The organism is Bacteroides sp. AM07-18, from assembly GCF_003602695.1.
Classification (GTDB): domain Bacteria; phylum Bacteroidota; class Bacteroidia; order Bacteroidales; family Bacteroidaceae; genus Bacteroides; species Bacteroides uniformis.
Genome location: NZ_QTLM01000011.1, coordinates 23,167 through 40,578 on the forward strand (window position 1 = coordinate 23,167; position 17,412 = coordinate 40,578).

Consider the following 17,412-nt stretch of genomic DNA (forward strand, 5'->3'; position numbering starts at 1 on the left):
TGTGGTAAACCTATTGTATATCTTTTCATTTTGCGACGACTCCATAGTAAACCATGTTATCAATACGCTTCTGATAAATCTGGTTATTCTGCAGCAGATACCCCAAGGCCAAACACAAATCCACATCCCTGAACTTCGTCAGTTTCTGTAATTCAAAGATTGTACACTTCTTAAGATTGCACAGAATGGAATATACCATTTTCATATTATTGGTCGCCTTCTCAATATTCTTCATATTATTATCTTATTATTAGTTCCTTTCTTAAAATGATATCCTATATTATCTACTCAAATATAAGATAAAGACAGAGCAATGACAAACATTGCCCATTCTTTTCATTTCAGATAACATTCTTTGAACTACATATACCTAAAATCTGCAAAAAATATAGAACTTTATAAATATCAGCACTTTATAGAAAGGTATATTCACATTATACTATATCCGGAAACGATTATGCTGGTATAATCAAGGTACTATTATATGCTTGCCTTCGGGAGTGACTACTACCGAGCCCATTTTGATGTAATGTTTCCCTTCCGGCGAAACTATTACCTTTGTTTCGCTACTCTTGTCGGAAGATTCTTTTTTCTCGTCCATGAAACTTTTGTCCCGCGAAGTGGTAACCGGATAAGTATCCTCCAGATAGCTCTTCATTTCGTCCACTTTTCCGTCTTTGAACCACACCTTGACAGCCGACCACCCCGCAGGAGTATAAGCACGGAATGTCCAAGCCTCTCCCTCCTTATTCAAATCTCTAAATGCAGGCTCTCCTAAAATGGTACACACCTCTTTAAAGCTCATACCACGTTCAATGCTGCTCAACTGCTTATAATCAAACCCGTAGCTCTCATAAATGCCACAGCCCATCACCAAGACAGCGAGTAACAAGCCTAAAACAACTGACATCTTTTTCATAATAGAAAGTTTTAGTATTTATCCATACAGCAAATGTAGTATGATAAAAACCTCCTTTTCCGTGATTCTCTCTATTTATACATAGGGATTTCCCTATCTTCGAAGTTTATTCCTATCTTTACAACCTATGTACAAAGAATATCATCCCAGCCCCCTGCTCTCCCCCTATATTGACAAATATTGGGAGTTCAAAGGACAACCCGAATACGGCATGCACATCAATATCCTGCCGGACGGATGCACCGACTTTATCTTCACGTTGGGTGAAGCCCCTAAGGCTGTACACGACAACCTCGTCATGCAGCCCTACCATGCCTACTTCATTGGAGCCATGACCAAATATTCCGAATTGGTGACCCGTACGGTAACAGTCCATATGCTGGGAATCCGTTTTCTGCCTTGCGGAATACTCCGCTTCATGAATCTCCCTTTGCAGGAGCTCACCAACTTGCGGTTAAACGCCGATGAGCTTACAAGCCTATTTACCCACTCTTTTGCAGAAAGGCTGGGGGAACTGGGAACCATTCAAGAGCACCTGGCCTTCATTGAAGGCTTCCTGCTTCAAGCCTTATACCGATGCACCCCAAAAGCAGAACGGAGCATGCTGTTCGCCATACAGCAAATCAACCGATGCAAGGGTGACTTGTCACTCCTCCGGCTAGCGGAGGAGACTTGCCTATGCCAACGCCATTTCGAACGGAAATTCAAGCAGCACACCGGACTTACGCCCAAAGAGTACAGTCGGATTATGAAGTTCAAACATGCTGTAGACTTGCTGCGAAGTACCTCTTTCGACAATCTGCTGTCCGTTGCCATCAAAGCAGGATATTATGATGTTTCCCATCTCTCAAAAGAAATCAAAAAGATGTCCGGCAACGCGCCATGCCAGTTTCTCACTTCCGCTCCATTGGAAGAAGGGACTTTGAGTTATGTGAAAACATGAAAGTCGATTTTTTACAATAGCTCCTCCGATTACCATACCTATATTTGCAGCAATCAAATCAATAAAAATATCCAATATGGCAACATTAATCGAGAAAGCAGCAGAAATCTTGGCAAGATGCGAAACCGTAGTCATCACTTCCATCAACCAAGAGGGATATCCCCGGCCCGTTCCAATGAGCAACATCAAGTCGGAAGGGGCCACAACCGTATGGTTGGCGACCGGCAAAGACAGTCTTAAAACAAAAGAGTTTGCAGCCAATCCGAAAGCCGGTTTGTGCTTCCAGGAAAAAGGAAACAGCGTAGTGCTCACCGGTGAGGTAGAGATTATAGAAGACGAAGCCACCAAGCTGGAGATGTGGCAAGAGTGGTTCATCGCACACTTCAGCAAAGGCCCGGCAGATCCCAATTATGTACTACTGAAATTCAAAGGGCACCATGCCACCATTTGGATTGACGGACATTTTGTACGCAGAAATCTTTAAGAAGAGCATTCAGTTCCTCATCTGATGTCTTGCATGGGGGGGATGAAAACTATAGCCCCTTCGTTATCACCGGCAATCCGAAACCTCCTTTCTGCAAAGTCAGGACTTTCGGTTTGCCTTTTCGTGCTTTGTTGTATGTGGCTGTGGAAACATGCAAGGTCTCTATCGCTCCATCCTCGAAAGCCACCTTTAAGTAATACTCCTTACGTACTCCGTCCGACACATAACGGTGCTTGCCCACTTTACGTCTCTTTTCATGTTCTTTTATCAGCTTCTCAAGTACGGTGACCGTCACCTCTTTTGTCGAAGCAGGAGCCGCCATCTGATAATTCCCCACAAGAAAAAGCGAACAACTGATGACACCCACGCACAGCACATGGCACAATGTATTCACTGCCTTTTGCTCCATCGTTGTCAGCCATATCCATTTTTTATATAGAGGAAGTGTAACGACTGCCACCACAAGTCCTACCCCTACGGGTATCCACACAGCAGCCAACGTATCTTCATAGATGTTATATCCGATGCAGCCCAAAGCTACGACCAGTACAAACATCAGAAAACGGAGTATTTTTATAAACAGTTCTTTCATTGCCGCGTTCATATTTTTTGCAAATATAAAAAGAAATATCGTTCGGCCGACCATCAAGTCTGTTCAATCTACATGAACTAACTTGCTTGATAGAATGTTATAACTACAATAACTAAAACAGAAAATATCATGGAAAAGAGCTTAATTCATAGTAATGAACTGCATTTTATCAGTAAGAAACGCATTCATCAAGCAGTAGAGAAAATGGTTGAGTCATTGGATTTGGCTGCGGGTTCCACAACCGGCTTCAACATCTATGCAGTAGTGGAGAGCTATTTCACGGATTTGGAAAAACGAAAAGAAATCAATCAGCTGCTCAACCTGGAACAAGATGTCTGCGAAGAAGTAGAGGCAGAGCTCGGAGTATACGGAGAATAAATAATTGGACAGTAGCCTCTTCACAGAGACTACTGCCCCACAGTATGAATTTAATTAACAATATCTGAATATTTCATCAAATAAGTATCGTAAACCGATAGAAATGGATTTTCCGTTCCTTTTATATCTTTACTTGGTTTAAAAAGATAAGATATACTTTGAGGCCATTTTCCTGCAGAAAGAGGATAAATAACCAAACTTCCTTCTAAGTTTCCTATATCATCTGTATATATAGGATAGGCTGTTTCACGCAACTTTCCACAAAGTCCAGATACCACAGAATTTATAGATAATACTATACCTTTATCCGTTTGTTCAAAGTTCATGTTACAGTTTGGAGCTATCACCGCAAAACCATTCCCAATACTATCCGAACAAAGTAAAACGTCAATGCCCATTCTATTTCCTTCAAAGTATAAGTCCCCGGCTGTTATATCATGGACACCATAATCATTGGCAGATTGTTTACCCGGATAAGATGCATAAGGGCCAAAACCCAACCACTGAAGATGTTTTATTTTGGTATCCAAAAGAAATGCCAACCCTCCTTCCAACAATAACTTTCCTTTAGTTTGCGGAGCCAATGAATAATTAAACTTAATGCCACCACTTGGCAAACTGCCACAACTAACCCGACCTATAGCAGAAATTGCCGGATTCATGTAATCCACTTCCTGAATATATCTTTTATCCACAACACTTTTTTTACATTCAATAGGTTCCATCAAATATTTCTCTATTGCCTTACCTTTCGCACGTAACTCTTCAGACATGCTGAACTTACGTCCCACTCTCATTAATGGGTATGTTTGAAAACAACCTGATAATTGCTGTAATATCTCTACAGTATCCATCTCTATCAATTCACCATCCGCTATTTTGAACAATTGAGTCATGAAAAGCCCTTCTTCTGAAACAATTGGAATAGAATAGTTACCCACTGAATATCCTTCAACCGTATATATAGCTATTTCCAAAACATAAAATCTATCTGCAGGAGATTCATCCAATACCAGTTCAATCGGTATATAGCCCATACAACCAGCCAGACATTGGATACTCTTTTTCCCTTCAGAAACCACATGCTTTCCATCCAGCAAACGCCATTCAAAAGAGACCTTTTCTGATAAATCCACGAAATCAAATCTATTGGCTACTTGGACTTTCAAATGGTTCACCCCTTTCTTGCCAACTAACCGTTCAGTACATACCGGAACTTGAGCATAGTTTTTACGCAACTCATAATAATTACTCAAAGGTATACGATTAGCATAAAGCATACCATCTGCCCCGGAATTGCCTTCTAAAGTAATACAAGTAGAATCCTTCAACCACATTTTGTTTGTCCAAGCATACTTACCCGGAAAAGTAGCTTTTCTATCTACCATACCTTGATCGACCCACTCCCAAACACAGCCACCGGCCAAATTGTCATTCTTCTCTATCAATTCCCACAAATCTTTATGCTGTTCGAAAGACTGGCCTAGCGAATGACAATATTCTGTCAGAATAACCGGGCGTTTGGCAGCCTCCGCATAATATCTCAATGTAGCAACCGGAGGATAATGAGGAGCAAATATATCGACAAAGTCAGGTATATTGAAGTCCAAACTCAGAAAATAATTGTGAATCATCGGATAACAAATGGGGCGTGTAGGATCCATTCGTTTTACATACCTTCCCGTTTCTTCAGCAATGGTGGTCAGGGGATTTTCATTCCCTATACTCCAGAATAATACAGAAGGATGATTCTTGTCTCTACGAACGGTGGCATCTGCTCTAGTCAACAAAATATCCTGGTAGGATTTATCATATAAATGAGAATCGCCATACCCAAAAGGAACCTCATCCATTACATACATACCGATTGAGTCACAAAGTTCATAGAACCGGGGATCACGTGGGTAATGGGAACAACGGATAAAATTCACATTCGCATCTTTCATCATCCTCAAATCTTTTAGATTTAATTCTTCACTTACCACTTTTCCATTAAAAGGATCTGTCTCATGTAAATCCACTCCACGTAACTTTATCTTCTTACCATTTAGTTTTATCACATTTTTCTCCACCAATACTTCACGCACACCGAAATTGACAGTAAAATGTTGCACACGTTTCGGAGCATAAAGAGAATATTCCAACCGATAAAGATGAGGTGTTTCTGCATTCCACAAGAAAGGGTTATCCAGAATTATTTCTTTGGAAATCTGTTGTTCTGCCTTCTGAAGCTCTTCTCTGAATCGAGCAACAATCTTTCCACCCGGTTCCTTTATCAAACCCTCAATATAGGTATTAGCCGATACTGAACTTGTAAAGGAAGCAATATCAAACATCATATTTATGCGTGCACTTTCATTTGACACGCTATCCGTGCGTAAAGTGAAATCTTTTAGATGCGTATCGGGTATGGCAAACATAGAAACATTTCTGTTAATACCAACTTGTCCCCAATCATCATTTCCATCAAAATCAAACCCTTTATAATGAGTATATACCCTTACAGCCAATAGGTTTTCACCTTTCTTTAAAAAATCCGTAACATCAAAATGGCAAGTATTATAGGAAGATTCCCACTTTCCCACATAATTTCCATTTACCCATATTTCATATCCCCGCAAAACTCCATCAAAACTTAAAAAAACATGTTTATCCTTCCACCCCTTAGGGACTGTAAAGTTCTTGCGGTATAACCCGTTTATTTCTTCCGGATTAGCATATTTAGGTTCTACATAACCAAGCGCATCCCAACAACCCGGCACAAGGATTCTATCCCATGAGCTTATATCATAGTCAGGTTGATAAAAACAAGCCTGCTCTTTCCAGTCAGCCCCATTAATAAAATAAAAGTCCCACTGACCATTTAATGTTCTGATGAGTGAAGGGTCTGTTGGTCTGATTATATCCTTCAAACTATTTAAAATTTGTGCAGTGTTGTTTGCCGGCATCAAACATAAAGCCAACAGCATAAACAAGTATTTCTTCATATACAAAGTATTTTATAAAAATAAGAGAAGGAATACCAGAAAGTAGAAAAATTCAATCCGGTATTCTCTCGATTTATCAATAACCCGGATTATTTTCAATAATGGCTTTATTCTGGTCCATCTCATATTGAGGAATAGGGAACAGAATATGGTCTGTTGGATATTTCGTCAATCCTGGTACTGTTTTAAATTTATCACTGCTTGTCTCTGGCAAATAGTCTGAATAAAAATGAAGCTTAATTTGTTTTCCATCACCAAATACATCTTTCACAGCATCCCAACGGAGTAAATCAAAAATACGTTCACCTTCCATTGCAAGTTCCACCCTTCTTTCATGACGTACAATATCAACTAAATCTCCATCGGCAGTTGATTTTGGAGGCATATTGACAGAAGGTCTCGAGCGTACCTTATTAACCCATACAAGTGCTTCATCCTTGCCTTGTTCTGCCAAAGCTTCAGCTAAAAAAAGATATAAATCAGCCATACGCATAGCAGGCCAATCCAATCCTGCATAACGAACATTGGTCAATCCCGTTAAATCCTCCGTCAGTTTCTTCACATTCAATCCGGTAGGAGACCATTTATAATCATAAATCACTTTATCACCGGTATTATAAGTGATGGGGATTGCCGTTTGGTTCCCATCGCTGTCATAACTATGATAATCAAGAGTTAAGGGAGTGGATGGAGTATATGTGCCGAATACAGAACCTTGATAATACAAAGTATATTCACGACGAGGATCATTCGTTTCATACGCATCATAAAGGCTGCGAGTAGGCAGACAATATCCCCAACCATCACCCCCTTGAATATATTTCAACTCAGTCGGCAAATCCCTTACATTCCTTTCAACACAAAAATCCTGTTCCCAAAGTCCACTATTACGTTCAAAAGCGAAATAAAACAACAGTTCCGGATTTTGTTCGTTGTCAATACTGAAAATGGATTCATAATCATCAATCAGATAGTATCCGTCAGACTCAGCAATTTGTATTGCCTCACGAGCTGCTTGTTCTGCATTCACAAAGTCCTTATTATATAAATAAGCTTTTGCCAGATAGGCAGCACCAGTAGCACGGGTAGGCATGCCAGTATATCCATTACCATCTCTCGTCAAATTTTCTTTAGCAAAAGAAAAATCTTCTATAATTTTCTGATAAATCTCTGATACCGGGGTACGGGGTTGAGAGAATTCATCAAAAGATGAAAGCGGAGCCGTGATTAATGGTACATCTCCATAAAATGTCGTCAAGAACATATAATTAAAAGCACGCATGAAACGTGCAACTGCAATATAAGGATTTATTTCAGAATCAGTAAATCCTTTATTCTTTAGTTTCGGAATCTCCTGAATAGCATAATTGGCAGCGTTGACACTTTGATAAGAATACTTCCACCAGTCTGTTGGATAATTAAGACTTGGTGTAATATTCCAATCCAATACCTGAATTAAATCATTACCATTCAGTCGAAGCCCGCCATCATCTGTCAGTGCGTCACATATCGTGGCAAATCGCTTTCCATACATCTGTGTTTGAGCCACCCAAGGATTAAATGATGCAACAACAAGTTCTTGTGCGGAAGATAAATTATTCAGAAAATTATCTGAACCAGGTTTATCCTGAGGCTGAATATCCAAAAAGCTATCCGAACAAGCGGACATAACTAATGATAGACAAATAGCCGTCAATGTGCTTCTATTAAATATATTTTTTCTCATAATCAATGATACTTTAAAATGATAATATTATTAGAATGCAAATTGTAATCCGAACGTACAAGTACGTGGCATAGGTACGGTCACAGTACTGCTAATTTCAGAATACTCATTGCCAAACGTATATAAATTCTGGACTCCAATATAAGCATTCAAGTTTTCCATACCCAATTTATTGCATATATTTTTGGGAAAACTATAACTAAGATTCAGATTGCGAATACTCAGATAAGAGGCATCAATCAACCAAAAGTCAGAGAACTGCTGATTCTGTCCCGGATCTCCCACTGCCACACGAGGATACTTCCCGTTAGGATTTCTTTCAGCATCATATCTATCAAGAATATAGCTTGCCTCCATATTCGGTTCTCCACCAAACATATCTGTTGCATAGCCACCGCTCAACATATTCTTTTGAATACCTTGAACACCTTGAAGCTGAATCTGAAGCGTAAGATTTTTGTAACTGACTGAGCCTGCCAAACCATAGTTCAAATCGGGAAATACTTTTCCAAACAAAGCTCTATCAGCTGTGTCTACCTTTCCATCCGGCTTACCCGTAAGGTTTCCGTTTTCATCGTAGCCATTAATATCTTTAAACCAAATATCTCCTATCTGTTTTCCGGCATAATGCGGATGATTATTCAAATCATCCTGTGTACGGATAATGCCATTGGACACATAACCATAAAAACTTCCGATTGGATAGCCCTCCTTGATACCTGAAGTAGTCAAATCCCGTCCTTCCAAATCTATCACTTCGTTGTGTACATGAGAAGCATTAAAGTTAACATCAAATTTCCAGTCACCAATCGTACGTCTATATCCTATTTCAAAGTCAATACCAGTATTGCGTATATGTCCGGCATTGATATAAGGACTGCCTGAAAGTCCAACAGAAGTAGCTATAGGTTGGTTGAACAACAAATCTTTAGTATCCTCAATATAAAAGTCCATAACCACATAAAAAGAATTTCCAAACATGGAAAGATCCAAACCTATATTCTTTTTTTCAGTACTTTCCCATTTCAAATCTGTATTGACAGCATTGGCAAATGTATATCCGGCAACAACCTTTTCATTGAATACCGCGTTCTGTTGTGAAAGATATACCGATGTACCATAAGGATTAATACTCAACACATTACCAACCTTGCCCCAACTCAAGCGGAACTTCAGTTCATCCAACCAGTTAAAAGCATCCATAAATTTCTCTTCTCCTATACGCCATGCTGCCGATACAGATGGAAAGATACCATATTTATCCTTTACCAAACGTGACGAACCGTCACGGCGTAACGTACCACTGAAATAATATTTATCTTTGAAAGAATAAGCTAAACGTCCAAATTGAGAAAGGAAACTCCATTCACTCCACGAATTGCTATTAAGTGCAGTACTGGGATCACCTGCATTCAGAAATTTAATATCATTGCTCGGTGTATTTCCACGACTCCCCATTAAATCCTCAAAAGTCTGTTTTTCTACAGAATAACCCAACAATGCAGAAACCGAGTGAATTTGGTTAAAGGTTTTCTGGTAATCCAAGGTATAGTCGGTTATCCAATGGAATGTTTCTGCATTCGTTTTAGTTACCTTATTCACATTACTGCCCTCCATACCGTATTTTGTATCCATGGCACCAATGAAATCATTTGAATAACCATTTTTCCACTCCCCACTCACACGGGCCGTAAACTTCAATCCTTCAAGAATATCAACGGCTAAATAAAGATTACCATCAATTCCTTTATTGCGTACAGTTCTATCTGAATTTTTAAGCATCCACAATGGGCTAGGAGTTTTACTTTGTAGATAAGTATTGGATATTGTAGCAAAATCACCATCCTTATCATACATGGCATTCAAAGGAGAATAACGGAAAGAGGCAGCATATGTATCCCTCCAATCAAAATCACGTTGAGATGTCTGTTCTGAAGCATAGAGATTAACAGAATGTCCGAATTTAATCCTATCACCAATCTTATGGTCACTGTTCAAACGAAGATTCAAACGATTATAACTCTGTTCTTTGATGATACCTTCATTATACAAATAATTCAGTGACACAAAATAATTGGAATTCTTACTTCCCCCCGTTATTGAAAGATTATTATTGGTCAGATATCCCGTTCTTTTCATCAAATCCGGCCAACAATTGTCATTGCCTTTTATCTTTTCCAAATCACTGTCACCCCAAGGCACATCCTTACCTCCATTTTTATATGCCTCCGTAGCTATTTCAAGCCATTGGGCTGCATTCAAATAATCAATTTTCAGATTGCCTTCTTGTTGGAAGCTCTGTTCCGTCTTGAACGAAATTGTCGGTTTCTCATCCACTTTACCACGTTTTGTATTAATTACCACCACTCCATTAGCGGCACGTGAACCGTAGATAGCCACAGCAGAAGCATCTTTCAATACAGTAAAGGTTTCAATATCCTGCGGATTCAGATTATTGATATTCTCAGAAATTGTCCCGTCAATCACATAAATGGGAGCATTCGTTCCATTAATGGATTGTGTACCATGAATAAGAACATCAGTACTTGCACCCGGTTGTCCGGAACTCGGAGTAACATGAAATCCGGAAATCCTTCCTTGCACAGATTGCAGGATATTCGTCACCGGCCCTTTCTGTATTTGATCTGCATTAATTTGCGATACAGCTCCCGTCAAATCGCGTTTACGAACACTCCCGTAACCAATTACCACCAATTCCTCCAGAAGAGTTGAATTTTCCGTCAGTATAACCGTTAATGGGGCCTCATCTTTGAGCTTGATTTCCCGATTGTCATATCCGATATAGGAAATTTCCAGAATGGAACCGGCCGGCACCTCATTCAGCAGAAATTTACCGTCAATATCAGATATCACTCCAATGGTAGAACCTTTCACAAGAATATTAGCACCAATAATCGGTTCTCCATTCACATCCTTTACCACCCCTGTTATCTTCCAGGATTTGGCAGATTCAACATCAACCAGTTCTTTAAGAATAAAATATATCTTCTTATTCTTTATCTCGAAGGTTACATTACCATCACTTAATAACTCCTTCAACACATTGACCAAATCTTCTCCTTCTACTTTTATCGATACTCTTCGGTGTACATCCAATATCTGATCACTAAACACCAATACATAACCGGTTTGCTTTTTAATGGATAGCAATACATCCTGCAACTCTACATTGGTATAGTTCAAGGAAACTTTTTGTGCCCATGTTGCAACAGACAAACCAAACAACAAGATTCCCAAAAGAAGTAATTTCTTTGTTTTGAATCGTGATTTCATAAAGCATTAAATTTTTTAATTCATAATTCAATAATCTCTTTAAAGGCCTTTCATATAAAGCTAACACATCAACTTCCGGAAGGTATGAGTCGAAAACATTTTTTTTTCAACAATACAAAAAAATAGGTGCAGGATTCTGTTTAAATCCATACACCTATATCATAATTCCCTTAACTGGGTATCAGTCTTTTCTCCTTATTTCGAAGACATTCTCATCCTTTTCAATAAATTCTATGCAAGAAACCTTTTCCAGATCATGAAGCACATCAATGACATTCACTTTACTAGTAGACAGTGTATACCTACTATCCAACAAAATAGAATCATTTATAATAAACTGCGTATCATACTGCCGTTCCATCACTTTGATTATATCCTTCAAAGGTGCCATATAAAAATTCAGACTATTAGTACGCCATGCTTTCATTCCATCCAAATCTATAGGACGAGTAATGTCACACTTGCCAGAACGGCAATCATAGGCTGCACTTTCCCCCGGTTTTAACGGGTATACCTTATCCCCCATTCCCTTTAGCAACACACTTCCTTCATCCAAAGTAACAAAAATATGAAAATCAGCTGGATAGGCTTTCATATTAAATTGAGTACCAGTCACTCTCACTTCCAAATCTTTTGTCTGTACTGTAAACGGGCGTCCCCTTTCTTTTGCCACCTTAAAATATCCTTCACCATAAAGTTCTACTTTCCTACTGAATAGTCCAAACTTCTTAGGATAGCGCAAAGTTGTTGCTGAATTAAGCTCAACATTCGTTCCATCTTGTAAAACGACTTGCATACGTTCACCACACGGCACTACAATCTCTGCATATTGTATATCAGAAAAGACACCTGCCTTATCTGCCAGAAAAACAATGGTACTGCCAAACAACAGAAAAGGTATAAAGACAGCTGCGACTTGCCACCACCTCCACAATCTACTATGCTGCTTTATTTGTCCCAAGAAACGCTTCCTCATTCGCTCTGTGGGAATATTTCCACCAGTCCATTCTTCTATTTCTCTTTCCCCCATAAGCACAGATTCTGCCGTTATTCTTTGTGAAAGATATTCTTGTCCTTCCTCAGTTGCAAACCAATCCATAGTAGCCTTACTCTCTACTGAAGAAGCCGAATTATCAAGTACCCGGTCTATCATTTCTTTATCCATCTTCATTACCTTGATATTATATTATATAAAACACTTCAGCAAACCAAAAGTATGAGTATCAATTTATCGATCATACCACGAAGTTGTTTAATTGCTTGTGTATAATGTGATTTTACTGTTGGTATAGTAATATGCAATTTATCTGCTATCTCTTGGTTGGACAAGCCTTGTTCAATCTTCATCAAACATATTTTCTGTTTTTGAGGTGGTAACTTACCAATAACAGAACGCAAGTGTCTACGAAAATCAGCATCCTCCAATGCTTTCATCACATCTTCCTCTTCACTATTCTGTTGAAGCAATTCTTCGTGTTTCTCAAGCACAATACGCTGATGACGTAACTCATTCAAGATATAATTCTTCAAAATAGTAAATAAAAGACTGCGCAACCCTTCAGAAAAATCAAAAGTTTCCCGTTGTTCCCACAATCTCATAAAGGTATGTTGAACTGCATCTTCTGCTTCAGGACCGGATTTTAAATACCGGTAAGCCAAAGCATACAACAAACGGTGATAACGATCAAAGACAGAAGCAAAAGCTTCTGCTTTACCAATGCTCAAACCATTATATAGCTGACCATCAAAATCAACCGCATAGCCCATTTTGCTTTCTTTTTTTAGTATTAGATACATTGAATATCGGCAAAAGTAAACAAAAGTAGGAAAAGAACAAACTGCAACCACTTCTATCACATACAAAAAGCAGATTAATCAGATTTAAATTGAATAAATCTACATAATCTGCTTTATCAGTATTAGTAAGACACCGTCGAAACAGTGACTATTTTTTGCCCATAAATGATAACTCAGTCTTTCGCCTGATGCACCGTCAACTGCGGGAACGGGAAACCGATGCCCTCTTCGTTGAATACGGAGTAAATCTTCTTGTTCATATCAAAATAAACGCCCCAGTAATCTCCACTCTTTACCCAAACACGGATAACTACATTCACGCTGCTGGCATCCAAGGCATGGAGAGCTACAAACGGTTCGGGAGTATTCAGAATACGGCTGTCTTCGGAGATGATACGACGCACGGTGCTTTCTACCTTGTCATAATTCTCACCATATTCCACACCAATCACCCAATCCACGCGACGGGTGTCCTCGCGGCTGTAATTGGTCACAGTGCCACTGCTCAACGCACCGTTAGGGATATAGATTACCTTATTGTCGGCTGTGGTCAGAATCGTATGGAAGATTTGGATTTCGCGTACTGTGCCGGACACTCCCTGGCTTTCAATCCAGTCACCTACCTTGAAAGGACGGAACAGCAAGACAATCAGTCCACCCGCAAAATTCTGCAAGTTTCCGGAAAGTGCCATACCGATAGCCACACCGGCAGATGCCAACAAAGCTGCAAAAGAAGTGGTTTCCACTCCCAATTTGCCGATAACGGCAATAATCAGCAGAATGGTCAGCAAGATATTGACTAAACTTTTCACGAAGCTCTGGATACTGGCATCCACATGTCTTTTTGCCAATAACCTCGCCAGCATTTTCCGAAGAAGGGAAATCAGGAACCGTCCTACCACAAAGATGATAATGGCTCCGATAATACGTCCACCGGCATTTACGCCCCAATCTATCAATTGCTGAAGGAATATCTGCAGTTTGCTGAAACCGTCGTCAGCAACTTGGGCAGCAAAGGCTGCCATGAATAAAGATGATAACATAACTATACTCTTTTTTTAAAATTAATGCTGCAAAATTAACAAATAACTCTGACTTTCGTTCACTTAACTTGCCACTTTCGACGAAAACTCCTACCTTTGCTCCCGATTTCAACTAAGGGGTGCCCTAATACGACGGGCTGAGATCATACCCATTAACCTGATCCGGGTAATGCCGGCGGAGGGAAAAGAAGAAAAGTTCCCCTTTTCTGTATTCATCTAAACGAAACAATTGCAAATGAAGAGACATGCAATGGCGACCTGCCTCCTTATGGCAGCACTGGGTGTCTGTGCGCAGACACAAGAGCTAGACAGTCTGCGGGTGATAAACCTGCAGGAAGTGGAAGTCATCTCCACACGTGCCACAAGCAGCACACCGGTGGCATTCACCAATATAGGCAAAGAACAACTGAAAAAACAGAATTTCGGACAAGACCTGCCATATCTATTGAGTATGACACCCTCCGCCATTACTACCAGCGATGCCGGTGCCGGGGTGGGTTACACCACGCTGAGAGTCCGTGGAACAGACGGCACACGCATCAACGTCACCGCCAACGGTATTCCCATCAACGACGCGGAGAGTCACACGGTATTCTGGGTCAACCTGCCGGACTTCGCCTCCTCCGTCAAGGACATGCAGGTACAGCGCGGAGCAGGTACCTCAACGAACGGTGCAGGAGCTTTCGGTGCCAGCATCAACATGCAGACGGGTGATTTCTCCATGAAACCCTATGCAGAATTCAACGGTTCCTACGGCTCCTTCCATACGCACAAGGAGACGGTGAAAGTGGGAACGGGACTCATCAACAATCATTGGTCGTTCGATGCGCGGCTCTCCAACATCAGTACGGACGGGTATATAGACCGGGCGTCTGTGGGACTGAACTCCTATTATCTGCAAGGAGGATACTACAATGACAATACCTCCGTCAAACTGATAACCTTTGCCGGCAAAGAGCGCACTTACCACGCATGGAACTATGCCAGCAAGGAGGAGATGGAACGTTACGGACGGCGTTACAATTCCTGCGGATTCATGTACGCCACCGACCGGGACGGCCATGTATACAGCAAAGAATATTATAAAGACGACAACGGCGAGAAGCATTACCTCACGGACGAAGGAGGTGCACTGCATTTCTATGACGACCAGACCGACAACTATACGCAGAAGAATTACCAGTTGCTGTTCAACCACAATTTCACCTCGCAATGGAATCTGAATATCGGCCTGCACTACACCAAAGGCGACGGGTACTACCAGGAATATAAAGGCGAACGCTCGTTGGCAGAGTACGGCATGTCGCCTTTCGAATACAACGGCGGCAAGATAGAAGTAAGCGACCTTATCCGCAAGAAGGCAATGGACAACTGGTTTGGCGGCGGAATCTTCTCCGTAAGCTACAAAGCCGACCGTCTGCATGCCTCGCTAGGCGGTGCACTGAACCGCTATGACGGCGACCACTTCGGAAAAGTGCTTTGGGTAAAGAACTATATCGGCGAACTGAATCCCGACCACGACTACTACCGCAACAACGCCACAAAGAATGACGGAAATATTTATCTGAAAACCAATTATGAACTGGTAAGCGGCCTCAGCGCCTACCTCGACCTGCAATACCGCCACATCAACTACAAGATAAACGGACTGAACGACAAGTACAACTGGACTGCCACCACTTCGGGAATGCAAAAATTGGACATTGACGAAGACTTCGACTTCTTCAACCCGAAAGCCGGACTGTCCTGGCAAATCGACCGCAACCACCGCCTATACGGTTCGTTCAGCGTAGCCCATAAAGAGCCTACGCGCAACAACTACACCGACGGCTACTTCACCGAACATCCCAAGGCTGAGCGCTTGTTCGACTACGAACTGGGATATACCTTCGCCAACTCATGGCTCCATGCGGGTGCCAACTTCTACTATATGGACTATAAAGACCAGCTGGTACTGACGGGGGAGCTGAACGAGATAGGCGAAGCCATGGCCAGCAACGTGCCCGACAGCTACCGTACGGGTATTGAACTGATGGCTGGCATCAAACTGGACTGCGGTTTCCAATGGGACATCAATGCCACACTCAGCAAGAACCGTGTGCAGAACTTTACCGAAACACTTTTTGAAAACGAGGAGGCCGGGTCGGAGGCATGGGTCATCAAACACGGGGATACCCCCATCGCATTCTCTCCCGACTTCATACTGAACAACCGCCTGGGCTATACGTTCAAGGGATTCGAGGCCTCGTTGCAGTCACAATATATCAGCAAGCAATACATGAGTAACGCCAAGCAAGAGGAGTGCACGCTGGATGCTTATTTCGTAAGCAACCTGAATCTGTCCTATACCTTCAAGTTGCCTAAAGTAAAGTCGGTAACCGTAGGGTGCACCATCTACAATCTGTTCAATGAAGAATACGAAAACAACGGATACGCAGGCAGCGGATACTATCTCGACGATAACGGAGGAAAAGTCCGTTACAACTATGCCGGCTACGCTGCCCAAGCGGGAACGAATGTACTGGGACATATAGCTATTAATTTTTAAAACCCCTCGTTCCCTTGAAGGGGAGGGAGGATAGTCTTTCTGTTTTTATGGAACACGCTCTTGAAATTATCGGTACACTTGTCGGATTGCTCTACCTCTGGTTGGAGTACCGGGCAAGCATTTATCTTTGGATAGCGGGCATCATTATGCCTGCCGTTTACATCTTCGTCTACTACGATGCGGGGCTGTATGCCGACTTCGGGATAAATATCTACTATCTGGGGGCTGCTATCTACGGGTGGATGATGTGGAAATACGGTACGTTTCTGCGCCGGAAGATTCTACGGCAGAAAGCCCCGGTGCAGCAGGTGGAGGACAGAAGAACAGAAGGACAGAAGGAACTCCCCATTACGCGGATGCCGGTGCGCTATCTGCTGCCGCTGACTGTCATATTCGCTGCTGCCCTTTTGGGCATTGCGTGGATATTGGTGAACTTCACGGACAGCAATGTGCCCTGGCTGGACTCTTTCACCACTGCCATGAGCATCATCGGCATGTGGATGCTGGCACGGAAATATGTGGAACAATGGTGGGCATGGATTGCGGTGGATGTAGTGAGCACCGGGCTGTACATCTACAAAGGACTCGATTTTACGGCCGGACTATACGGCCTTTATACAATTATAGCTATCTTTGGCTACTTCAAATGGAGGAAAATGATGAACAAGGATGAAGGATTAGAGATTAGGGATTAAGAAAGA

14 protein-coding genes and 1 riboswitch are annotated in these 17,412 nt (G+C 41.4%); of the genes, 5 read left to right on the forward strand and 9 right to left on the reverse strand.

What is annotated here, in order from left to right; translation table 11 throughout:
* Window positions 1-25: 25 nt before the first annotated feature.
* Together DW096_RS13285 and DW096_RS13290 are read right to left on the reverse strand one after the other, a co-directional pair.
* Window positions 26-235, reverse strand: a complete 210-nt coding sequence (locus DW096_RS13285; RefSeq protein ID WP_005835016.1) for a winged helix-turn-helix domain-containing protein — start codon at window positions 233-235, stop codon at window positions 26-28.
* A gap of 234 nt (window positions 236-469) precedes the next feature.
* Window positions 470-919 carry a hypothetical protein gene (locus DW096_RS13290; protein ID WP_057282188.1) on the reverse strand — a complete coding sequence of 150 codons (450 nt, stop codon included), beginning with the start codon at window positions 917-919 and terminating at the stop codon, window positions 470-472.
* A 127-nt stretch (window positions 920-1,046) separates the two neighbouring features.
* On the opposite strand from DW096_RS13290, the gene DW096_RS13295 reads away from it, so the two are divergent.
* Window positions 1,047-1,862: a helix-turn-helix transcriptional regulator gene (locus DW096_RS13295; RefSeq protein WP_117963711.1), complete on the forward strand. Its 816-nt coding sequence runs from the start codon at window positions 1,047-1,049 to the stop codon at window positions 1,860-1,862.
* Window positions 1,863-1,938: 76 nt separating this feature from the next.
* The gene (locus DW096_RS13300) at window positions 1,939-2,346 is read left to right on the forward strand and encodes a pyridoxamine 5'-phosphate oxidase family protein (protein WP_117963712.1); all 408 of its coding nucleotides are present in this window, start codon (window positions 1,939-1,941) and stop codon (window positions 2,344-2,346) included.
* 49 nt (window positions 2,347-2,395) lie between these two features.
* On the opposite strand, the gene DW096_RS13305 is transcribed toward DW096_RS13300, so the two are convergent.
* Window positions 2,396-2,938 carry a hypothetical protein gene (locus DW096_RS13305; protein ID WP_117963714.1) on the reverse strand — a complete coding sequence of 181 codons (543 nt, stop codon included), beginning with the start codon at window positions 2,936-2,938 and terminating at the stop codon, window positions 2,396-2,398.
* 129 nt (window positions 2,939-3,067) lie between these two features.
* Between DW096_RS13305 and DW096_RS13310 the strand changes: the two genes are divergently transcribed.
* Window positions 3,068-3,316 carry a hypothetical protein gene (locus DW096_RS13310; RefSeq protein WP_057282186.1) on the forward strand — a complete coding sequence of 83 codons (249 nt, stop codon included), beginning with the start codon at window positions 3,068-3,070 and terminating at the stop codon, window positions 3,314-3,316.
* A gap of 50 nt (window positions 3,317-3,366) precedes the next feature.
* Here DW096_RS13310 and DW096_RS13315 read toward each other — a convergent pair whose 3' ends face one another.
* The 6 genes from DW096_RS13315 to DW096_RS13340 all read right to left on the reverse strand — a co-directional run bounded on the left by DW096_RS13315 (window position 3,367) and on the right by DW096_RS13340 (window position 14,163).
* Window positions 3,367-6,303, reverse strand: coding sequence for a glycoside hydrolase family 2 (locus DW096_RS13315; protein WP_005838273.1), 2,937 nt, complete (start codon window positions 6,301-6,303; stop codon window positions 3,367-3,369).
* A 76-nt stretch (window positions 6,304-6,379) separates the two neighbouring features.
* Complete coding sequence (locus DW096_RS13320) at window positions 6,380-8,029, reverse strand: RagB/SusD family nutrient uptake outer membrane protein (protein ID WP_057282185.1); 1,650 nt, start codon at window positions 8,027-8,029, stop codon at window positions 6,380-6,382.
* Between the two features lie 30 nt (window positions 8,030-8,059).
* Complete coding sequence (locus DW096_RS13325; protein ID WP_005834995.1) at window positions 8,060-11,323, reverse strand: TonB-dependent receptor; 3,264 nt, start codon at window positions 11,321-11,323, stop codon at window positions 8,060-8,062.
* Window positions 11,324-11,504: 181 nt separating this feature from the next.
* Window positions 11,505-12,494, reverse strand: coding sequence for a FecR family protein (locus tag DW096_RS13330; protein WP_005834994.1), 990 nt, complete (start codon window positions 12,492-12,494; stop codon window positions 11,505-11,507).
* 29 nt (window positions 12,495-12,523) lie between these two features.
* Window positions 12,524-13,090 carry an RNA polymerase sigma-70 factor gene (locus DW096_RS13335; protein ID WP_005834993.1) on the reverse strand — a complete coding sequence of 189 codons (567 nt, stop codon included), beginning with the start codon at window positions 13,088-13,090 and terminating at the stop codon, window positions 12,524-12,526.
* Window positions 13,091-13,293: 203 nt separating this feature from the next.
* Entirely contained in the window at window positions 13,294-14,163 is an 870-nt protein-coding gene (locus tag DW096_RS13340) for a mechanosensitive ion channel family protein (RefSeq protein WP_057087063.1), read from the reverse strand.
* Between the two features lie 105 nt (window positions 14,164-14,268).
* Window positions 14,269-14,365: riboswitch (TPP riboswitch) on the forward strand.
* Window positions 14,366-14,398: 33 nt separating this feature from the next.
* On the opposite strand from DW096_RS13340, the gene DW096_RS13345 reads away from it, so the two are divergent.
* Window positions 14,399-16,711, forward strand: coding sequence for a TonB-dependent receptor (locus DW096_RS13345; RefSeq protein ID WP_117866606.1), 2,313 nt, complete (start codon window positions 14,399-14,401; stop codon window positions 16,709-16,711).
* A 47-nt stretch (window positions 16,712-16,758) separates the two neighbouring features.
* Complete coding sequence (gene pnuC, locus DW096_RS13350) at window positions 16,759-17,406, forward strand: nicotinamide riboside transporter PnuC (protein WP_035458096.1); 648 nt, start codon at window positions 16,759-16,761, stop codon at window positions 17,404-17,406.
* Window positions 17,407-17,412 lie beyond the last annotated feature (6 nt).